19 protein-coding genes are annotated in these 20,678 nt (G+C 32.2%); 1 reads left to right on the top strand and 18 read right to left on the bottom strand.

The features are described 5' to 3' along the window. Positions 1-5: 5 nt before the first annotated feature. From sufB to FMG_RS02405, 16 genes are all read right to left on the bottom strand, one after another. Positions 6-1,418: a Fe-S cluster assembly protein SufB gene (sufB, locus tag FMG_RS02480; protein ID WP_002838586.1), complete on the bottom strand. Its 1,413-nt coding sequence runs from the start codon at positions 1,416-1,418 to the stop codon at positions 6-8. Beyond that, complete coding sequence (gene sufC, locus FMG_RS02475; protein WP_002838564.1) at positions 1,418-2,167, bottom strand: Fe-S cluster assembly ATPase SufC; 750 nt, start codon at positions 2,165-2,167, stop codon at positions 1,418-1,420. Before sufC ends, sufB begins: the two co-directional genes overlap by 1 nt. Before the next feature lie 115 nt (positions 2,168-2,282). After that, positions 2,283-2,558: a hypothetical protein gene (locus tag FMG_RS02470; RefSeq protein ID WP_002838556.1), complete on the bottom strand. Its 276-nt coding sequence runs from the start codon at positions 2,556-2,558 to the stop codon at positions 2,283-2,285. Between the two features lie 198 nt (positions 2,559-2,756). Next, a complete protein-coding gene (locus FMG_RS02465; protein WP_012290423.1) occupies positions 2,757-3,959 on the bottom strand; it encodes a S1C family serine protease in 1,203 nt (400 codons plus the stop codon). A gap of 169 nt (positions 3,960-4,128) precedes the next feature. Continuing rightward, the gene (gene lpdA, locus FMG_RS02460; protein ID WP_012290422.1) at positions 4,129-5,538 is read right to left on the bottom strand and encodes a dihydrolipoyl dehydrogenase; all 1,410 of its coding nucleotides are present in this window, start codon (positions 5,536-5,538) and stop codon (positions 4,129-4,131) included. Next, entirely contained in the window at positions 5,538-6,992 is a 1,455-nt protein-coding gene (gene gcvPB, locus FMG_RS02455) for an aminomethyl-transferring glycine dehydrogenase subunit GcvPB (RefSeq protein WP_002838552.1), read from the bottom strand. The genes lpdA and gcvPB overlap by 1 nt, the downstream gene beginning before the upstream one ends. Before the next feature lies 1 nt (position 6,993). Then, complete coding sequence (gene gcvPA, locus FMG_RS02450; RefSeq protein ID WP_012290421.1) at positions 6,994-8,340, bottom strand: aminomethyl-transferring glycine dehydrogenase subunit GcvPA; 1,347 nt, start codon at positions 8,338-8,340, stop codon at positions 6,994-6,996. Further along, positions 8,340-8,720 (bottom strand): glycine cleavage system protein GcvH, encoded by a 381-nt coding sequence (gene gcvH / locus FMG_RS02445; RefSeq protein ID WP_012290420.1) that lies wholly within the window; start codon positions 8,718-8,720, stop codon positions 8,340-8,342. The genes gcvPA and gcvH overlap by 1 nt, the downstream gene beginning before the upstream one ends. Positions 8,721-8,732: 12 nt before the next feature. Beyond that, positions 8,733-9,833, bottom strand: a complete 1,101-nt coding sequence (gcvT, locus tag FMG_RS02440; protein ID WP_012290419.1) for a glycine cleavage system aminomethyltransferase GcvT — start codon at positions 9,831-9,833, stop codon at positions 8,733-8,735. A gap of 154 nt (positions 9,834-9,987) precedes the next feature. Beyond that, entirely contained in the window at positions 9,988-11,646 is a 1,659-nt protein-coding gene (locus FMG_RS02435; RefSeq protein ID WP_002838563.1) for a formate--tetrahydrofolate ligase, read from the bottom strand. Between the two features lie 191 nt (positions 11,647-11,837). Then, positions 11,838-13,031 carry an FprA family A-type flavoprotein gene (locus FMG_RS02430; RefSeq protein WP_012290417.1) on the bottom strand — a complete coding sequence of 398 codons (1,194 nt, stop codon included), beginning with the start codon at positions 13,029-13,031 and terminating at the stop codon, positions 11,838-11,840. A 22-nt stretch (positions 13,032-13,053) separates the two neighbouring features. Beyond that, positions 13,054-13,881, bottom strand: coding sequence for a tRNA 2-thiocytidine(32) synthetase TtcA (locus FMG_RS02425; protein ID WP_002838555.1), 828 nt, complete (start codon positions 13,879-13,881; stop codon positions 13,054-13,056). Next, on the bottom strand, positions 13,856-14,689 hold the full coding sequence (locus tag FMG_RS02420) for an MBL fold metallo-hydrolase (protein WP_012290416.1): 834 nt from the start codon (positions 14,687-14,689) through the stop codon (positions 13,856-13,858). The genes FMG_RS02425 and FMG_RS02420 overlap by 26 nt, the downstream gene beginning before the upstream one ends. A 99-nt stretch (positions 14,690-14,788) precedes the next feature. After that, positions 14,789-16,015 (bottom strand): O-antigen ligase family protein, encoded by a 1,227-nt coding sequence (locus FMG_RS02415; RefSeq protein WP_012290415.1) that lies wholly within the window; start codon positions 16,013-16,015, stop codon positions 14,789-14,791. A 184-nt stretch (positions 16,016-16,199) separates the two neighbouring features. Beyond that, positions 16,200-17,189, bottom strand: a complete 990-nt coding sequence (gene argF / locus FMG_RS02410; RefSeq protein WP_002838550.1) for an ornithine carbamoyltransferase — start codon at positions 17,187-17,189, stop codon at positions 16,200-16,202. A 2-nt stretch (positions 17,190-17,191) separates the two neighbouring features. Then, complete coding sequence (locus FMG_RS02405; RefSeq protein ID WP_012290414.1) at positions 17,192-18,373, bottom strand: arginine deiminase; 1,182 nt, start codon at positions 18,371-18,373, stop codon at positions 17,192-17,194. 139 nt (positions 18,374-18,512) lie between these two features. On the opposite strand from FMG_RS02405, the gene FMG_RS02400 reads away from it, so the two are divergent. Further along, entirely contained in the window at positions 18,513-19,016 is a 504-nt protein-coding gene (locus FMG_RS02400) for a GNAT family N-acetyltransferase (protein WP_012290413.1), read from the top strand. Between the two features lie 69 nt (positions 19,017-19,085). Here the strand turns inward: FMG_RS02400 and FMG_RS02395 are convergent, their stop codons facing one another. Both FMG_RS02395 and FMG_RS02390 read right to left on the bottom strand, forming a co-directional pair. Then, positions 19,086-19,559: a hypothetical protein gene (locus FMG_RS02395; RefSeq protein WP_012290412.1), complete on the bottom strand. Its 474-nt coding sequence runs from the start codon at positions 19,557-19,559 to the stop codon at positions 19,086-19,088. Between the two features lie 122 nt (positions 19,560-19,681). After that, positions 19,682-20,671 carry a bifunctional glycosyltransferase family 2/GtrA family protein gene (locus FMG_RS02390; protein WP_012290411.1) on the bottom strand — a complete coding sequence of 330 codons (990 nt, stop codon included), beginning with the start codon at positions 20,669-20,671 and terminating at the stop codon, positions 19,682-19,684. Positions 20,672-20,678 lie beyond the last annotated feature (7 nt).

The raw sequence follows: 20,678 nt of genomic DNA, 5'->3' as shown, positions 1-20,678 counted from the left end.
AACTCCTATCCTATGCTTCCTTCTAATTCAAGATTAATCAAATTATTCATCTCAACCGCATATTCCATAGGTAATTCCTTCGCTATTGGTTCAGCAAATCCACGAACTACCATTGATTTTGCTTCTTCTTCTGGAATACCTCTTGTCATCAAATAGAAAATAACTTGATCATCTATCCTACCGATAGATGCTTCATGTCCTAAATCGACATGTTTATTCGCTATTTTAACAACCGGAATTGTATCTGATCTACTTTCGTTATCTAACATTAACGATTCACAGCTTACTGATGATTTTGAATCGTAAGCATTTTCTTTTATGTCTACCAAACCTCTGTAAACACTAATACCTCCTGATTTAGAAATTGACTTACTGTTTACATAGCTTGTAGTATGTGGAGCTGCGTGAATCATAACAGCGCCTGTGTCTAAGTTTTGATCGCGTCCTGCAAATGAAATACCAGTGTACTCACTACTTGCGCCTTCTCCCTTCAAGACACTTGAAGGATAAAGCATAGATACTGCTGATCCGAACGAACCAGAAACCCATTCAACCTTACCATTTTTTTCAATGATTGCTCTTTTTGAGTTCAAATTGTACATATTACGTGACCAGTTTTCAATTGTAGAAAATCTAAGAGTAGAGTTTTCTCCAACAAATATTTCAACTGCACCCGCATGTACATTTAATGCGTTGTATTTTGGAGCTGAGCAACCTTCGATGAAGTGACAATAACTGTCATCTTCTACGATAATCATTGTATGTTCAAATTGACCTGCTCCTGGAGCATTCAATCTAAAATAACTTTGAAGTGGAATCTTAACATCTACTCCTTTTGGAACATAAACAAATGATCCACCTGACCATACCGCATAATGAAGTGCAGCGTATTTGTGAAGTCGCGGTGTGATTGATTTTGCAAAGTATTTTTTAACAATATCTTCATGTTCTTTAAGAGCTGTATCAAAATCTGTATATATAACTCCTTGGTCAACCAAAGATTGTTGAATGTTGTGATACACAACCTCACTATCGTATTGCGCACCAACCCCACTTAACATCATTTCTTTTTCAGCTTCTTGAATACCTAACTTATCAAAAGTATCTCTGATTTCATCCGGAACTTCATTCCAGTCGCTAGACATGTCTGCATCAGGTCTAATATATGTTGTGACCTTATCCATATCAACGACACTCAAATCAGGACCCCATTCAGGATCTTCTGAATTAAAGAAAATTTCAAGAGCTTCTAATCTTTTTTCAAGCATCCATTGAGGTTCTTTCTTTTCTTTTGAAATTTGTCTTACGATTTCAGGAGTCAAACCCTCTTCGGTTTTCTTTCTAAAAGTAAATTTATTCTTGATGTCATAGATACCTCTATCCATTTCATCAACTTGAGTCTTCTTTGTAGGTGCCATTATTTCACCTCTTCTCTAATCCAATTGAATCCTTTTTCTTCAATTTGATCCAAAAGTTCGCTAGAACCTTCTTTTACAATACTACCATCCATGATTACATGAACGAAATCTGGTTTAACTTCTTTTAAGATTTCCTTGTGGTGAGTGATAACAATAACAGAATTATTTTCATTTAAGAATTCTCTTACACCCTTTGATACAGTTCTAACCGCATCAACATCAAGACCAGAATCTGTTTCATCAAGGATTGCTAATTTTGGTTGTAGCATTAACATTTGTAGAATTTCATTCTTCTTTTTTTCACCACCGGAAAAACCGACATTCAAATATCTGGAAGAATATCCATGATCAAATTCAAGTATATCCATATTATCTTCCAGTTCTTCTCTGAATTCTAAGAATCCTATATTTTCATCAGTTTTTGCAATCTTTGCACTTCTGATGAAATTTTCTACACTAATGCCTGAAACTTCCATTGGATTTTGGAAAGACATAAAAATACCTTTTTTGGCTCTTTTATCCGTTGATAAATCCATAATACTTTCTCCATCAAGTAAAATATCACCTGAAGTAGTTTCATATTGTGGATTGTTCAAAATAACATTGGCTAAAGTTGACTTACCAGAACCATTAGGCCCCATAATAACGTGAACTTCACCATAGTTTATATTTAAATTTATGTTTTTTAATATTTCTTTATCGCCTACCCTAGCGGATAAGTCTTTAATAGTTAATAAATTTTTTGACATAATAACCTCCTTACAGTTATGTAATAAATATATATATAAGAGATTTTATGTCCTACTATATTATACACGAAAATAGCAAAATAGTTAAGTCTTTAAGCAAAAGCCTACTATTTTACTATGCAATTTCGTCTTCATCTATAAATTCGGAATATACTTCTTTGAAATTCATAGAGCTATCAAATTTTTCATTAGATAAATTCCAATTCACAATCTTATGCAATTCTACAAATTCATGATCGTTCAAATCTTCTTGGATCAAATCTACATATTCCAAGCATTTGTCTTTTAATTCATCGATGCTTTCCATTTCTATAAGAACAATATCTTCTTCATATATCGACACATCTGTCTTGTATTTCAAAATCATTTTTACAGAATAAATTTGCTTCAAATTTCTATCCTCCTCAACCTTCCCATATTTTATACTAATTAATTCATTGTGTAAATAGCAAAACAGAAAAATTTGAAATTTATAGTTTTTTTCATTTTTCTTGTTTTTTACAATTTAAAAGCGATAGCTCTCACTACCGCTTTCAAATTTATATATTTCAAATCTCACGCAAATTAAGGAAGGAAAAAACGTGATAACTTATTTTTGTTCTAAAGTACTAAATTCAATATCCAAATCTTTTGTACTACCATCTCTGTATACTGTAATTTTGCCTTTTTGTTTCGGTCTAACTTCAAGCAATACCTTCTTCAAAGAACTCATCGTATTGATTTGTTTACCATTTACTTTCGTTATGATATCTCCTCTAGTAACGCCAGCTTTTTGTGCAGAAGATCCTTTTACAACTTCTACTACATAAATTCCCTTGTCAATGGATAATTTTTGACCAGTAGCTTGTTGGAAAGTCTTGACATCAACACCACTAATTCCCAACTTAACTCCATCAAAAGATCCACCTGTAATAATATTATCAACAATAGACTTTGCCACATTGATTGGAATAGTAAATCCGATTCCTTCTGCAGAAGCTTTTGCAGTATTTATACCAATTAATTTACCTTCTTGATCGAAAAGTCCACCACCACTGTTACCTGAGTTGATAGCTGCGTCTGTTTGCATCAATCCGTCCATTTGTAAGCCATTTTGTAAAGTGATTGTTCTATCTTTTCCAGAAATATATCCACTAGTCAATGTTGATTGCAAATCCAATCCAAGTGGATTACCGATAGCAATTGCCTTGTCTCCTATTTGAACTTTGTCGCTATCTCCCATTTCAACTGGTTTTAACCCTGTTAAGTCAGTCTTTATTACTGCAAGGTCCAAAGTTGTATCATACCACAATAATTTTGCAGATGATTTCTTGCCATTTGTAAGTAAAACGTCAATTTTTTCGGCTTTACCATCTTGTACAACGTGTGCGTTAGTTAAAATGTATCCATCTTTGCTAACAACAACACCACTACCAACGCCTTCAACAACTCTGCCTTGGAAAAACATATTTTCTTGGACTCCTACAGTTGTAATACCAACAACAGAATCCAAAGATTTCTTAGCTACAGCATTTTCTGTTGAAACGCTACTATTTTTTATAGAAATAGTACTGCTTTCCACTTGACCATTCTTGTTAATAGTTTCAGTAATTCCAGTCATATTTTTAACTACAAAATAACTCATAACCAAAGAATAAATTAATAAAAATATTGTTAATGCTTTGAGCCAACCAATTTTAGGTTTGTTCTTAGCGATTTCTTTTTTTATCATATTTTCGACTTTTCTCTCACTTAAGCCGTCTCTTCTTTTTCTTATATAATCATTGTAATCAGAGTAAGGGTCTCTGTCCATATTTGCACCTCCATCTTTGATACTTATACTTTATCAATCAAATGTGTTTTAACTGTGAGTAAAAGTGTACTAAAGTTTACGAAAAATCAAACTTTATGTTTGACTTTTTGTAAACATTAAAAAATCCCCGTATCAATTTCTTCATAGAAATTAAATACGAGGATTTGATTTATTTGTTAGGGTTTGGCGTATTGATAGATAATCCTTCTAATTGTTCAACAGAATCCATGAACACTTCACTAATAGTTGGGTGAGCGTAAATCATTGCTGATAAGCCTTCTACTCCAACATTATTGTTCATCGCGATTGCAGCGAAGTGAATAATAGTGGATGCATCATGACCAATTATATGGCAACCTAAAATCTTAGATAAATCTTTTGTAGCAACTATCTTTACAAAACCTTCTGTAGCATTCAAACTCAATGCCTTACCATTAGCTTGATACATAAATTTGCTTGTTACATAATCAATGTTTTGTTCTTTTGCTTTTTCTTCAGTTAGACCTACAGATGCAATTTCTGGAACTGTAAATACAACCGCTGGAACTATGTCCATGTTTATATTTCTATCTTTTCCAGAAAATTCTCTTACAAGATTTTTACCTTGGTTACTTGCTACGTGTGCTAATTGAGTATTCTTGTATACGCAATCACCAATGGAGTAAATTCCTTCAACATTTGTTTGAAGATTTTCATCTACAACAATAGCATTATTTTCAGTTTTAATATCTGTGTTTTCAAGTCCAAGATTGTCTGTATTACTGCTTCTACCACTCGCTACAAGAACGTAGTCTGCATAAGTTTCTTCGAATTTATCTTTGCCAACTTTTTGACTAATGATTTTTAATCTTCCGTCTTCTTCAACAATTTTCTTAGCGTAAACTCCCGTTACAAACTTCAAAGTATCGCTCTTCAAAATTGATTTTAGACGTTTTTGAATTTCGCCATCTTCTGTTTTCAACAATTTGTTACCAACTACAGTAACTTCAGTTCCAAATTGTGAATAGATTGATGCAAATTCCATTCCTATTACGCCAGTTCCGATAACAACCATAGATTTTGGAATTTCTTCTAATTCCAAAAGTCCTGTTGATGTCAAAACTCTAGGATGGTCGATGCCTTCAATATTAGTTGGCTTATAGTCTTTGGATCCAGTAGCTATGATAATTTTATCTGCTGTGAGTTCTTTAGTTTCTCCTTCCAAAGTCTTCACAACAACAGTTTTATTATCCTTAAAGCTAGCTTCTCCTCTAATAAAAGTTAAATTATCGTAAGTTTTGAAAAGGTATTCAACACCACTTCTAAGTCTTTCGATAATTTCCGTTTTTCTATGTTTAATTTTATCGGCTAATAATTTATGGTCATTAACTTCAATTCCAAAAGTTTCTGATTCTCTAATTTCTTTATACAAATCAGCAATTTTCCATAAAGTTTTAGTAGGTATACATCCTCTGTTCAAGCATGTACCACCTACTTCAGCTTTTTCGATTAAAGTTACATTTAAACCGAGCTGGCATGCCCTGATGGCCGTTTCATAGCCACCAGGTCCAGCGCCGATAATAATGATATCTTTAGTCATTATTCTCCTTTTTTGAAAGTCAATATTAAATTCTTAGCAGCTTCTGTTTCATCTGGTCTTCTAACAACAGTTGTAATAGGAGCTTCTAATAATATATCTTTGTTTTCTCTTGCTTCTTGTGCAATTTGTTTCATTGCAGCTACGAAAGCATCAAGAGTTTGTTTTGGTTCAGTTTCAGTAGGTTCTACCATTAATGCTTCGTGAACGATTAATGGGAAGTATACTGTTGGTGGATGGAATCCCATATCTAACAGTCTCTTAGCTACATCCAATGTCTTAACTTGTCCATCGCAATCATCCTTTAATCCGCCTAATACGAATTCGTGTTTGCAGATGAAGTCGTGTGGTAAGTTATAGTCATCTTTTAATTGAGCTTGAAGATAGTTTGCATTTAATACCGCTGTAGTAGATGCACATTTCAATCCATCACTACCCATTGTTAGGATATAAGTCAATGCTCTCATTAAAATTCCGAAGTGACCTTGGAAGTCTTTCATTCTACCAATAGAATGTTCCATGCTATAATCTAAGAAATATTTATCTCCATCTTTTTCAACGATTGGTTTTGGTAAATATTCTCTTAAGAATTTCTTAACACCTACAGGACCTGCACCTGGACCTCCACCACCGTGAGGTGTAGAGAATGTTTTGTGAACATTGAAGTGGATTGCATCGAATCCCATGTCCCCTGGTCTTGCGTGTCCTAAAATGGCGTTAGCATTTGCTCCATCGTAGTATAGTAATCCGCCTGCTTCGTGAACTATTTCAGCGATTTCTTTGATTTTAGTTTCAAATAAACCTAAAGTATTAGGGTTAGTTAACATCAAACCAGCTGTTTTTTCGTTTACAACTTTTCTTAAGTCTTCAACGTCAACTACACCATTTGCATTTGATTTAACTTCTACTACTTTATATCCAGCCATTGCAGCTGTTGCTGGGTTAGTACCGTGAGCTGAGTCTGGAACTATGATTTCATTCTTTTCAGAATTACCATTAACTTCATGATATTTTTTGAATATTGTAATAGCTGTGATTTCACCGTGAGCACCTGCTGCTGGTTGTAATGTCATATAATCCATACCAGATACTTCGCATAGTGATTTTTGTAAAGTATACATTGCTTCCAATGCACCTTGAACTTGGTAATCGTCTTGTTTTGGGTGAAGACGAGCAAGTTTTGGATTTGCTACAATTTCTTCATTGATTTTAGGGTTGTACTTCATTGTACAAGATCCTAATGGATACATACCTGTATCTACGCCGAAGTTTAGAGTTGAAAGGTTAGTATAGTGACGAACTACGTCAACTTCACTAACTTCTGGTAAATCTAATTCTTCATTTGATAAAAATTCTTCAGGAATTAAGTTATCTTTTTCTTCTACGTCTAATTCAGGAAGTTTATATCCAGTTCTACCTGGTTGTGATAATTCAAATATTAACTTATTATAAGCCATATTATAATACCTCCTTAACTGCTGCTACGAAATTATCCATTTCTTCTTTTGTTCTCTTTTCAGTTACAGCAATAATTAAACCATTGCCACATCCATTTGTAGCTTCTTTAATGCTAATTCCAGCTAAGAATCCTTTATCAAATAATGCTTTCTTAACTTCTTCAGTGTCTTTGTCAAAACCGATAGTGAATTCATCAAAGAATGGTTTTTCACTAAGAACTTTAACCTTATCTAATTTCTTTAATTCGTCAAATAGATAATGAGCTTTTTGTAATGATTGAGTTGCTACTTCTTTAATACCAGCTTTACCTAAAAGTGATAAATAAATACTTGCTGCAAGTAAGTTAACGCCTTGGTTAGAACAGATATTTGAAGTTGCTCTATCACGTTTAATGTGTTGTTCTCTTGCTGAAAGTGTTAAAACGAATGATCTCTTGCCGTCTTCGTCAGTAGTTTGTCCTACAACACGGCCAGGGAATTTTCTAACAAATTCATCAGTAAAGCACATATATCCTAAATAAGGTCCACCATATTGTAAGTTAACTCCGAATTGTTGAGCTTCACCTACAACAACATCAACGTTGTATTCAGATGGTTTCTTTAATAAGCCTAAACTCATTGGATCTGCTGACATAATCAAGTAGTTTTTCTTGATAGAGTGAGTCAACTCTTCATATTTTTTAACATCTTCGATATATCCGTAATAGTTTGGAGATTGAACGATAACTGTACCAACTTCGTCTGTCATCATTTTTTCCAATTCGTCCATATCTGTTAATAAATCTTTCATAGGAACAAATTCTACTTCAACTCCTCTATCGTGACAATAAGTCAACAATATTTCTTTTGCTGAAGGGCTAACTGTGTCAGCACATAGAATTTTAGATTTTTTGGACTTTTGGATAGTCATCAAAGCTGCTTCTGTGATAGCTGTTCCACCATCATATAAAGAAGCGTTTGATATTGGCATACCAGTAAGGTTTGCCATCATTGTTTGATATTCAAAAATATAGGAAAGAGTACCTTGGCTTATTTCTGGTTGGTAAGGTGTATATGAAGTGTAGAATTCACTTCTGCTTGCCATTGCTGGGATAACTGAAGGAACGTATCTATCATAAGCTCCACCACCCAAGAAACAAACCTTATCATCAGTAGATATGTTCTTAGCAAAAATGTCTTTGAAGTATCTTCTAACTTCTTCTTCACTTTTTGCTTTAGGAATATTTAACTCGCCTTTAAATTGAACATTTTCAGGAACGTCTGAATATAGTTCATCTAGAGAGGAAATGCCAATTGTTTTTAGCATTTCCTCAATTTCTTGATCAGTAACTGAGATGTATGGATACATTATAATTCTCCTAAGAATTTTTCGTATTCATCAGCATTCATTAGTTTAGATTCATCGAAGTCTTCGAATTTAACCTTAGCAATCCAGCTTTCATATGGAGCTTTGTTGATATTGCCTGGTTCATCATCTAATTCTTCATTAACTTCTACTATAGTACAAGCAAATGGAGTATAAACTTCTGATGCTGCTTTTACAGATTCAACACTTGCTACAGAGTCTTCTGCATCAATTTCATCATCTACATCTGGTAATTCAACGTATACGATGTCTCCTAAACTGTCTTGTGCATAATCTGCAAGACCAATTTCATAAACATCTCCGTCTACTTTAATCCATTCATGATCTTTTGTGTACAATAAATCTTTTGCTACTTCTGCCATTTTCTTTTCCCCCTATTTTCTATCCAAAAATTTTCTTTTAACAACTGTTGCTTTAGCTGGTTTATTTCTGATAACAACATCTACTTCATCACCTAATGCTACAGCTGATTTATCTACAAATGCGTTTGCTAAACATACGCCAAATGTTGGTGAAAGGTATCCTGTAGTTACTTTACCGATAGTCTTGCCATCTTTTTGAACTTCAGCACCTTGTCTTGCGATACGTTTGCTTTGCATTTCGATACCAATAAGTTTCTTGTTTATTCCTGCATCAATTTTTTCTTGAGTTTTTGCTTTACCAACGAAGTCGTCTTTATCCATTTTAACTGCAAACTTCAAGCCAACTTCTAATGGAGATACTTCATCTGAAAGTTCGTTACCATATAAAGGCATTGCTGCTTCAAATCTCAATGTATCTCTACATCCAAGACCACATGGTTTAACACCTAAGTCTTTTCCTTTTTCTAATAACTCATCCCATAATTTTACAATTGCTTCAGCATTTGCATAAACTTCGAATCCATCTTCACCAGTATAACCAGTTCTAGAAATTAGTACATCGTATTCTTTATATTTAATATCTTTTACGAAATGATAGTATTCGATTTTAGAAAGATCATAATCAACTAATCTTTGTAATAATTCTTCAGCTTTAGGACCTTGAATAGCGATTTCAGCTACTGAATCACTAATGTTTTTAAGTTCAACGTCAAATTTATCTACATATTTAGAAATATGTTTGAAGTCCTTTTCAGTATTAGCTGCATTTGGAACCATTAAAAAGTCTTCATCGTTGTTTTTGTAAACTAATAAGTCATCAACCATTCCGCCATCTTCGTGTAATAATAAAGAATATTGGATTTGTCCATCTGCACATTTAGAGTAATCATTTGTGCAAACATAGTTGATAAATTTCAATGCATCTTTGCCTTTAACAGTAAATTCACCCATGTGACTTACATCAAATAAGCCAACGCTGTTTCTTACCGCTTCGTGTTCTTGTTGTAAACCTTCATAATCTACTGGCAAATAAAAACCAGCGAAGTCAACAACTTTTCCACCTAATTTTTTGTGTTCCTCATATAGAGGAGTTTTTTTTGTACTCATAAGCATCTCCTTTTACTTATAATCCTTTTCACAACTATTGTACCATAAATGTTGATAGTTTTTGTAACAAAATTTATTAATTGTGAGAATAAATAAGCCTGAATTTATAGAAATTTTATAAACCGCATTAAATTCACACAAATTCAGGCTTTTAAATTTTCTAGAATAATCCTACAACTGTACCATCATCTAAAACATCGCAATTTTCTGCTGAAGGTACTTTTGGTAAACCTGGCATTGTCATTACAGATCCTAATAATGCAACAACAAATCCGGCACCTCTTGAGATTTTGAAATCACTTACTGTGATTGTAAATCCAGTTGGAGCTCCGATTAATTTTTTATTATCAGAGAATGAGTATTGAGTCTTAGCCATACATACTGGATAATTGTCTAATCCTAATTCTTTGATTTGTTTTAATTTTTTCTTAGCTTTTGCACTGAATTCTACGCCGTCTGCTCTGTAAATTTCTTTTGCAATTTTTTCGATTTTTTCTTTGATAGGTAATTCAAGGTCATATAAGAATTCGAAGTCGTTTTCTTCTTTTGTATTTTCAACAACATATTCTGCTAATTCTTTAGCTCCTTCTCCACCTTTAGCCCATACATCACAGAAAATAGCTCTTGTTCCATCTGCTTCAACTAATTCAGTTAATTTCTTAATTTCTGCATCTGTATCAGTTGCAAATCTATTGATTGCTACTACTACTGGAACTTTGTATTTCTTCATATTTTCAATATGACGTTTAAGGTTAGCATATCCTTTTTCCAAAGCTTCTACATTTTCAACTTTGAAATCTTCTGCTTCCCCGTGATGTTTTAATGCTTTTATTGTAGCTACGATACATACCATGTTTGGATGTAAATCATTTCTACATTTAATATCGAAGAATTTTTCTGCTCCTAAGTCAGCACCGAAACCTGCTTCTGTAACAACGTAATCTCCAAGTTTCAATCCTAATTTAGTAGCTATTAAAGAGTTACAACCATGTGCAATGTTAGCGAATGGTCCACCGTGAATAATTGCTGGAGTGTGTTCTAATGTTTGAACTAAGTTTGGTTTGATAGCTTCTTTCATAACTAATGCTACTGCACCATCAGCTTTAACGTCTCTTGCATAAACTGGTTTACCTTCTTTATCGAAAGCGATTAGAATATTTCCAACTCTTTCTTTTAAGTCTTTCAAATCTTTTGCAAGACATAAAATAGCCATGATTTCACTTGCAACAGTAATTTCGAAACCATCTTGACGCATAACTCCGTTACCTTTTGCGCCAACTCCGATAATTATATCTCTTAATTCACGTTCGTTCATATCCATACATCTTTTAATTAAGATTTGTTTTGGATCGATGTTTAACGCATTACCTTGGTGAATGTGGTTGTCCATCATAGCGCAAATCAAGTTGTTTGCAGTAGTGATTGCATGGAAGTCACCAGTGAAGTGCATGTTGATTTCGTCCATTGGAACTACTTGTGCATATCCACCACCCGCAGCTCCACCTTTCATACCAAAGTTTGGTCCTAAAGATGGTTCTCTTAATACTGAGATAGCGTTTTTGCCAATTTTGTTAAGTCCCATTGCCAAACCAACATTCATAGTTGTTTTACCTTCTCCAGTTGGTGTAGGGTTAATACTTGTCATCAAAATTAATTTACCATCTTTTTTATCTTTATTTTTTTCAAAAAGATTTAAATCTAATTTTGCCTTATATCTACCATATTGTTCATAATCTTCTTCTGTTAATCCCATTTTTTCAGCAATCACGCTGATTTTTTCTAATTTCGCTTTTTGAGCAATTTCTACATCTGTAGCCATAAACATTACCTCCAAATTTTTATTTTAATTAGCTATTAACCTAATAACCACTACCTAATTTATACCCAACTTTATTTAATAATAACACTAAAAAACGCTTTTTTTTATTTTTTTGATAATTATTATTAATTTAACGTATTTTTCAAATAAAAAATAAAACCAATCATTAAATGATTGGTTTTTGAAATTTGTTATTTAATTTTTGCTGCAATTTCTTTTGCCATTTGTCTTAAGCCTTGATCGTCTTCTTCTTTCATGCGACCTTTTGCTTCAACAACTGTTTCTGTTGTTTCGAATTTTCCTTCTTCAACAAATTCTTTTAAATTTTTGACAGCGCCACCGCTCCATCCGAATGATCCAAAAACAGAAACCACATGATTTTTTAATTTTTGCATTTTCAAAATGTTCAATAAATTATTCATTACTGGATATACTGTGTTGTTGTATGTGCAAGATCCTAATACTAATGATTTCTTTTCCCAACAATTTGAAAGTATATAAGATTCGTGAGTTTTGCTTACATCCATCACTTCAATATTTCTGACGCCTTCATCTGCCAAATATCTAGCTAATTGATCTGCCATCAATTCTGTATTACCATACATTGATGCATAAGCTATTACTACTCCTTCACTCACTTCATAAGTTGCCCATTTAGTGTAATCTTCTACTATTCTTGAGGGTTGTTTTCTCCAAATACATCCATGAACAGGACATATTGTTTCGATTTCCAAAGAAGATAATTTGTTAATAGCACGCACTGCCATTTGAGAATATTTTCCAACGATATTTGTATAATATCTTCTGAATTCTGTTCTTCTCAAATCGTAATCTAATTCGTCATCATAGATTGCTCCGTCATTAGTTCCAAATCCGCCGAAAATATCTTGTGAGAATAAAATTTTATTTTCAGCATCGTAGCTAACCATTGATTCTGGCCAGTGAACCATTGCTGTTAGATAGAATGTAAGTTTTCTATCTCCCAAATCAAGTACATCGCCTTCTCCAACTTCAACAAAATGATCTGAATCAATTTCATAATAGTCATTCAACATAGATCTTGTTTTCTTGTTTCCAACTATTTTTATATCTGGATAAAGATCTAAAATTTGTGGAATTGATCCTGAATGATCTGGTTCAATGTGATGAATTACCAAATAGTCTAATTTTCTATCTTTTAATATCGCCTTAACATTATCTACAAATTCATCACTTTTACTAACTTTTACAGTATCCATCAAACAAGTTTTTTCGCCTGTAATCAAATAAGAGTTATAAGCAACTCCGTAAGGCAATGGCCACATGTTCTCAAAAAATTCTGTCTGTCTGTCGTTTACACCCAAGTAATACAAATTTTCTTGGATTTTAATTGGTTCTACTCCCATATTTCCTCCTATAAATTAACGATTATAAATCATTTTCACCATAAGTATCCAAAAAGTTATGCTTTTCTCCATTATATTCATACCCAAGTATTCTGGATACATCAACATTTTCACTAGATTTAAAAATCGAATTTTCTACATTCGTAAATCCTCTATCTGAAAGTTCTGCAATTAATAGTTTAATTTGTTTTCTCATGGATCCTTCTGTTTTTTTAGTTACAGAACAAGCACAATCTAATGCTTTTAATCCTGAATAATTCAACCAACTTTTTACAGATTCTTCTCTAATCAAATACATCGGTCTGATAAGTTCAATTCCTTCAAAATTATTCGAATGAAGTTTTGGCATCATTGTTTTGTAATTTCCAGAACACAAAACATTCAATAAAATAGTCTCTATAACATCATCAAAGTGATGTCCTAATGCCATTTTGTTACAGCCGAGCTCTTTTGCTTTGGAATAAAGTGCTCCTCTTCTCATTCTTGCACACATGTAGCATGGATTGTTCGATGAAATTTTCTCACTAACACTAAAAACATCTGTATCGTACATGTGATAAGGGATGTTAAGCTTTTCAAAATTTTCCTTTTCAAGTCTAGTGTTTTCTTCGCTGTATCCTGGATTCATAGCTATAAATTCAAGATCAAAATTATTCATTCCGTGTTTTTGAAGTTCTTGGAATAATTTCGCAAGAAGCAAACTATCCTTGCCTCCACTCATACAAACGGCGATTTTATCTCCGTCTTGAATTAAATCATACTCTTTTATAGCCTTGATAAACTTCGACCAAATGTGTTTTCTATATTTTTTTATTATTGCTCTTTCAACTTCTTGTACAGTTCTTTGCATATATCTCCATTTTTTCTAAATCCACTATGTTACTAGGACTGTATCTTTCTGCAACTTCCAAAGTTACAGATTCTCCAACATCAAGTCCTAAACTTTTCAAATAACCTTCTACAGTACTCAACGCTTTTGTTGGAGTATTGTTCTCCTTACTCAAATGCGCTAACTGAATAACTTCATGATTACCTCTTAAAATATCTCCCAATAAATATGCGCAAGAATCATTTGACAAATGTCCATGATCTGACAAGATTCTTTGTTTTAATGTTGGAGGGTAGCTTCCGTATTTTAGCATATCAATATCGTGATTTGCTTCAATAAAAAAAAGATTTGAATCTTTAATTTCTTCGTACACGCTGTCTTCGATAATTCCAGTATCAGTAACTATAGATAATTTCTTATTGTCCTTGCTAACCACATATCCGCAACTATTTGCGCTATCGTGACTGGTTTTGATGGGTAAAATATCCAAATCTTTAAAATTAATGTGTCTATTATTTTCGAAGATATAAATATTTTTATCATTTATTTTCCCTATTTTGTTATCCATAGCATACCAAGTTTCAGTATTTGCTATAATTGGAAGATTGTATCTTCTACTCAATACGCCAATCCCTTTAATGTGATCTGCATGTTCATGTGTCACAAAAATCGCATCTAATTCACTTGGATCTACATTTATATATTTAAGTAGGTTTTCAATTGTTTTTCCACTAAAACCTGCGTCGATTAAAATTTTGGAGTGTTCAGTCTCTATATATTCACTATTTCCGCTTGATCCACTTGATAGCGAACAAAATTTAAAGCTCATTAAAAATCCTCCTTATTTAATATTATAATTGATATTGAATTTTTTTTAAAGTAAAAAAGATAGCTGGCAAGTTTTACCAACTATCTTGTAAATTTTATTTTATTTTTCATAAATATTTTTTGTTTTAAAAGATTTCTTAGCCTTGAACAAACTAAATTCTGAAACCGGAACTGTTGATAATTCACCCACTCCAGCTACAAATGTTAAAAATATGAATGATGTTTGTGTCCAAAAAATTGTAACATCCACCATGCTGTGAATCATAACCATGATCACCATTGCAATAATCATTTTGGTGTATTTTTGTGAATACAGACTTTTAATTTCTCGAAATAGTTGATAAATAATAGGAATCAACAATCCAGCTCCTATAAGTCCGTAATTAACCAAAATATCCAAATACAAATTGTGCGAATGAAGTATTGCACGATCTCTTATTGTAGTATAAATATTGTGAATTCCAAGTGGACCAACGCCAATTATGAAGTTTTTCTTGAAAGCTGCAATGGCACTAATCCAAATCGATCTTCTAAGGCCCATATCGAATCCAATTTTATCAACTCTCGGAATCAAATCCATTCTTCCTAGAGCTACAATTCCAACAAAAGCTAATGCAAATACGGAAATAATTGCTATAGTATATTTTCTTTTTTTCATCATAATGGTAAGAGCAAATACTGCTATGAAACTAGCAAACATCGCTCCTCTTGAATCTGTGATCAATAATGTGAGAACACTTAAAACACCAACCACAAAAGAAAATAATCTTTCAAATGATTCTGTCGAAAAATATTTGTACGCACTAATAATTCCAACCAACGAACATACCATAGCATAGTAATTTGCATTAAAGAAAAATGTTCCAACAGTTGTTCTGTTCTCGCTGATGTATTTCATAAATTGAGTGTAGTTGAAAGAATTGTCCTTCAAAATAATCGAATACTGAGTCAATGTTATCAAAAAGCATATCGATGCGAACATCATGATGATTAACATACAATCTTCCATAAATTGTTCTGTCATATTTTTTCTAATAAAGAGCAAAAATACGAAAAGCACAAACATTCCAACTGTCGCAAGTATTCCATAAGTATTGTTGAACACAATGCTAACTACCAAAGAATACACACCAAAAATCAATCCAAATACAGAAAGATTAGACTTATCAAAAATTTTCTTGAATTTATTTTGGTATACAAAATAAAACATATCTACAATTAAAACGCCTATTCCAATATAAAACGGCATAAACATTGTAATCGCAGTCAACAGGATTAATTTTTGGTCCGTACTGTAATTTAGTATTCTATTGTATAAACTTTTCATATCTCACCTCTCATTCAAAATCCTCTAATTATATAATATCAAAAATTCGCAATAATACACGTATTTTGACAAATCGTAACTATTGACAATGACAAGATATTTTACCAAAAATTCATGAAAATTGCAATATTTTTCCAGTAAAAAAAGAGATAACTCGTGAAAGTTACCTCTTAAAAATTAAAATTTATTTATTACCAATTGTTTCAACGATAACTGCTTTGATAGTGTGCATTCTATTTTCAGCTTCATCAAATACTTTTGAATATTTGCTGTAGAATACTTCATCAGTTACTTCCATTTCACTCAAGCCAAATTTTTCGTGGATTTCACGACCAACTTTAGTTTCTAAGTTGTGGAAAGATGGTAAGCAATGTAAGAAGATTACGTTAGGATTTTCAGTCATTTCGATTTTCTTCATATCTACTTGGTAATCTTTAAGAAGATTGATTCTTTCTTCGAATTGATCTTCTTCACCCATTGATACCCAAACGTCAGTGTAGATTACATCTGCACCTTTTAAGCTATTGAAATCATCAGTTACTGTGATTTTTGCACCAGATTCTTTAGCTATTTCTTGGATAGTGTTCATCATTTCATTTGATGGATGTAATTCTTTTGGAGCAAGATTTACAAATTCCATACCTAATTTAGCAGCTCCTATCATTAAAGAGTTTGCCATGTTGTTTCTACCATCACCAACATAAACGAATTTAACTTGGTCTAAGTTTTTGTGGATGTTTTCTTTTACAGTTAAAAAGTCTGCTAAGATTTGTGTTGGGTGATAAATATCAGTTAAACCATTCCATACTGGAACTGAAGAATATTTTGCTAATTCTTCTACAGTTGCATGGTCAAATCCTCTAAATTCGATACCATCGTAGAATCTTGATAATACTAAAGCAGAGTCTCTTACAGATTCTTTCTTACCGAATTGGCTATCATTCATACCTAAGAATGTTACATTACCACCTTCATCGTGACAAGCTGTTTCAAATGAACATCTTGTTCTAGTAGAAGTTTTTTCAAATAACAAAACAATATTCTTGCCTTTTAAAGTTTCTCCTACAATACCCATTCTTTTCTTTTCTTTTAATGCAGCACTTACATCTAGTAAATGTTCGATTTCTTCTTTAGTGAAATCTTTTAAAGTTAAAAAATCTCTTCCTTTTAACATAATTACATCTCCCTTTCAAATGGCATACTCATACATCTTGGACCCCCACGTCCTCTAGATAATTCGCCTGATTTAATAGTTCTTATATTTACATCAGCTTCTTGTAGCAAGCTGTTTGTAACATTGTTTCTGTCGTAAACAATAACAGTATTTGGTGCAATCGCCAAAGTATTTGAACCGTCATTCCATTGTTCACGCATTTGATCGATTGGGTTTGTTCCACCGCATCTTATAATTTTAACATTATCAACGTGTAAATTTGAAGATAAAATTTCTTCTAATGAACCCTTTTGAACTTCTCTTTGTAAAGTACTATCTTCAAGATACAACTTTTCAACATACAAAGGTCCTTCGATTAGTGGGTGAACTGTAAAAATTCCCTTATCAATCATTGTGAACACAGTGTCCAAGTGCATAAATTCTCTTTTGTTAGGAATTTTGAAAGACAAAACAAATTTGAAATCTGATTTTTCTAATAAATTCTTAGCGAATTTGTCTACACTTTCTTTTTGTGTTCTTTGAGAAATACCAACAGCTACACATTCGCTGTTCAAAATTAAAATATCTCCGCCTTCGATAGAAGTATCTTCAGTTCTATCGTAGATCTTTTCAATATCGTTGAATCTAGAATTGTAAGTAAAAATATATTTTGCGTAAAGCGTTTCCCTATTTCTAGTTTCCGACCACATTCTGTTGATACTTACACAATTTCCCACAAAAGAAAATGGATCTCTTGTGAAATACAAGTTAGGCATTGGATTAACAGCCAAAAGTCTTCCGCTTTCGTCATTAATACCGATTTCATCCAATCTAACTCCTGACATAGTTTTAAGTATCAATTCTTTCTCATCTGAGATATTTGTAAGTAAATCTCTAAGTAAATTGATTTCATCTGCGGATTTATTTCCCGATTCTTCAAGAAAATCTTCAATAAATTGTTTTCTAACGTCATCTTGTTCAATAGATTCTGCAGCCAAATCTTCTAGGTACAATACTTCAATACCTTCATTACGCATAGTTTCACAGAAAAAATCATGTTCTTTGATAGCATTTTCCAAGTAAGGAAGTTCGTCGAACAATAACTCTTCCATAAAATCAGGAGTCAAATTGTTCAATTCTTCTCCCGGTCTGTGAACTATTACAGATTTTAACTTATCAATCTCAGAGTAAATATTTGGTTTCAATATGTTGCCTCCTTAACTGATTTCCACATAAAATTATAACACATTTGTGAGAAAATTTAACACAAAAATATCGAAATTTTTTTAATATTAAAATACTATTTAAAATATGATAAAATTTGAGATAAAACGAGGTGAAAAAATGATAACAAGAATTGCAAATGAAAATGATATTTCTGAAATAATGGAAATTGTAGAAAAAGCCAAATCATACATGAAAGAAAATAAAATAAATCAATGGAGCGAAAATTATCCCAATGAAGATGTATTCTTAACTGATTTGAAAGAAAATAGATTATACGTAGCAGAAATAGATAAAAAAGTCGTGGGAATGGCTGTGTTGGTCTTGGATGGGGATGATGATTATAAAAATATTGATGGAAAATGGCTATCTGATGGAAAATACGGAGTAATTCACAGAATAGCTGTTCACCCTGATTTCAAGTCACAAAATGTAGCCAAAAATTTATTGGATTTCTTTGAAGATAAATTAAAAGAACTAAACTACGACTCCATCAGAGTTGACACACACAAAGATAACAAATCCATGCTAAGATTTATAGAAAAAAACGGATTTCAAAAATGTGGAATAGTTTATATCAGAAAAACAGATGAGAGAATAGCATTCGAAAAATCATTGAAATAAAATAAAAATAGCAAACCATTTGCGTGAGGATTGTCCACCGTTGGTTTGCTATTTTTTCAATCTATAATTTTAAGTATCAATTTCTGCAAAAAACAAAGTATTAGATTTTGTATCGTAAACTGCAAGTGTAAAATTTAAAGATGAACGTTTTAAGATATTTTGACTCTTGTCTTCTTGTCTGTCGATTAACATATAATAACCTTCAGAAATTTCTGGAAAAAGCAATCTGGAATTATTATCTGTCACATAAGATGATGTTTTTTCATCTCCATACATTAAAGTTTTCGTTGTTTTATCCAACGGAAATTTCTTCCATTTACTATCCGATTTTATCTGATTCAATGTATCGTTGCTGCCAAATTCAAATGTTATAAATCTTGTCCCATCTCCCATTGCTCCGTGATCATCGTATTTCATGATTTGATTTGCTTTAACTAATTTTAAGTTAAGTTCATCAGAGACTCTTGATTTGTCACTTTGCGCACAACTTACCATTAATAAAGAAATGATAATCGCAAATAACAAATATCCAATTTTTTTCATAATAACTCCTTTCAAGATTATTATACAACAAATCCAATACTAAAAAATCTACAAAATTTTAAAGATTTTAACTAAAAAAGCACTTCTAATAAAAATTCTATAATTTTTTTCTATTAAAAGCGCTATTTGAATATTATTCTTTTTTGAATATTGTAGCTTACTATGAACATCAAAGCTTCGGTTATGATTTTCGCCACAAAGACTCTGATTCCTAAAGCTTGCAAAATTTTTAACACGACTGTATTCAAGGCTAATATGAACACTACGAGTGTCACATATTTGATGTATTTTTTTAGAATTTTATCTTTGTTTTTGAATACATATTTGTTATTCACATAAAAGTTAAACGTGCTTGATACTGCCCTTGCTATTATATTAGACAACACCAAACTTTGTACATCTAATTTGTAAAATAACAATATAAAAGTAAAATAATCCACTAAAAAGCTCAAATAACTTGACGTAGAAAATTTTAATATACTTTTGTAGATTTTTGCTGAATCTTTAAGTGCATTAAAATGACTTGTTTCATTATTTTCTATATAAATGGTTTCGATAGGAACTTGCATTATGCTTTCCGAGTCAAATTCATAAAGCATATTCATTTCGTATTCGTATCTGTCCCCTTCGATTTCAATCATTTTATCAAGCTGTGATGTGTTGAATGCACGAAGTCCCGTTTGCGTGTCCTTAATGTATTTCGATGAACTAGAATAAAATACCATTCTCGTTATAGTGTTGCCTAGCAAAGATTTAATCGGGATTCCTCTTTTTAAATCTCTGACTCCAAGTATCAGCTTATCCTTGTTTTGTTCAGAAAATTTTATTAATTTTAAAATATCCTTCACCAAATGTTGTCCGTCAGCATCACTTGTAACCACTGTCCCATTTGCTTGTTGGGCTTTCAAATATTTGAACGCAGTTTTAAGAGCGGCTCCTTTTCCCATATTAGTTTGATGCTCTAGAAGAACTATATTATTAAGTTTTGAAAAATCATAATCGCACGGACCATCTTTAACTACAATTATATTTAGGTGGTTTACCGATAAATTGTCCACCAATTTTGTGAGTTTTTCGTCTGGTTTGTACGCTGGTATTACAACGTAATTCATAATTCTC

This window comes from Finegoldia magna ATCC 29328 (assembly GCF_000010185.1).
GTDB classification, from domain to species: domain Bacteria; phylum Bacillota; class Clostridia; order Tissierellales; family Peptoniphilaceae; genus Finegoldia; species Finegoldia magna_H.
The sequence above is the reverse complement of the archived record's forward strand: the minus strand, read 5'-3'. Positions and strand labels throughout refer to the sequence as shown.

Bases quoted from the DNA above. Each gene is read 5' to 3' on its own strand.
- sufB (WP_002838586.1), bottom strand. From the start codon at position 1,418: ATGGCACCTACAAAGAAGACTCAAGTTGATGAAATGGATAGAGGTATC.
- sufC (WP_002838564.1), bottom strand. From the start codon at position 2,167: ATGTCAAAAAATTTATTAACTATTAAAGACTTATCCGCTAGGGTAGGC.
- FMG_RS02465 (WP_012290423.1), bottom strand. From the start codon at position 3,959: ATGGACAGAGACCCTTACTCTGATTACAATGATTATATAAGAAAAAGA.
- lpdA (WP_012290422.1), bottom strand. From the start codon at position 5,538: ATGACTAAAGATATCATTATTATCGGCGCTGGACCTGGTGGCTATGAA.
- gcvPB (WP_002838552.1), bottom strand. From the start codon at position 6,992: ATGGCTTATAATAAGTTAATATTTGAATTATCACAACCAGGTAGAACT.
- gcvPA (WP_012290421.1), bottom strand. From the start codon at position 8,340: ATGTATCCATACATCTCAGTTACTGATCAAGAAATTGAGGAAATGCTA.
- gcvH (WP_012290420.1), bottom strand. From the start codon at position 8,720: ATGGCAGAAGTAGCAAAAGATTTATTGTACACAAAAGATCATGAATGG.
- gcvT (WP_012290419.1), bottom strand. From the start codon at position 9,833: ATGCTTATGAGTACAAAAAAAACTCCTCTATATGAGGAACACAAAAAA.
- FMG_RS02435 (WP_002838563.1), bottom strand. From the start codon at position 11,646: ATGGCTACAGATGTAGAAATTGCTCAAAAAGCGAAATTAGAAAAAATC.
- FMG_RS02430 (WP_012290417.1), bottom strand. From the start codon at position 13,031: ATGGGAGTAGAACCAATTAAAATCCAAGAAAATTTGTATTACTTGGGT.
- FMG_RS02425 (WP_002838555.1), bottom strand. From the start codon at position 13,881: ATGCAAAGAACTGTACAAGAAGTTGAAAGAGCAATAATAAAAAAATAT.
- FMG_RS02420 (WP_012290416.1), bottom strand. From the start codon at position 14,689: ATGAGCTTTAAATTTTGTTCGCTATCAAGTGGATCAAGCGGAAATAGT.
- FMG_RS02415 (WP_012290415.1), bottom strand. From the start codon at position 16,015: ATGAAAAGTTTATACAATAGAATACTAAATTACAGTACGGACCAAAAA.
- argF (WP_002838550.1), bottom strand. From the start codon at position 17,189: ATGTTAAAAGGAAGAGATTTTTTAACTTTAAAAGATTTCACTAAAGAA.
- FMG_RS02400 (WP_012290413.1), top strand. From the start codon at position 18,513: ATGATAACAAGAATTGCAAATGAAAATGATATTTCTGAAATAATGGAA.
- FMG_RS02395 (WP_012290412.1), bottom strand. From the start codon at position 19,559: ATGAAAAAAATTGGATATTTGTTATTTGCGATTATCATTTCTTTATTA.
- FMG_RS02390 (WP_012290411.1), bottom strand. From the start codon at position 20,671: ATGAATTACGTTGTAATACCAGCGTACAAACCAGACGAAAAACTCACA.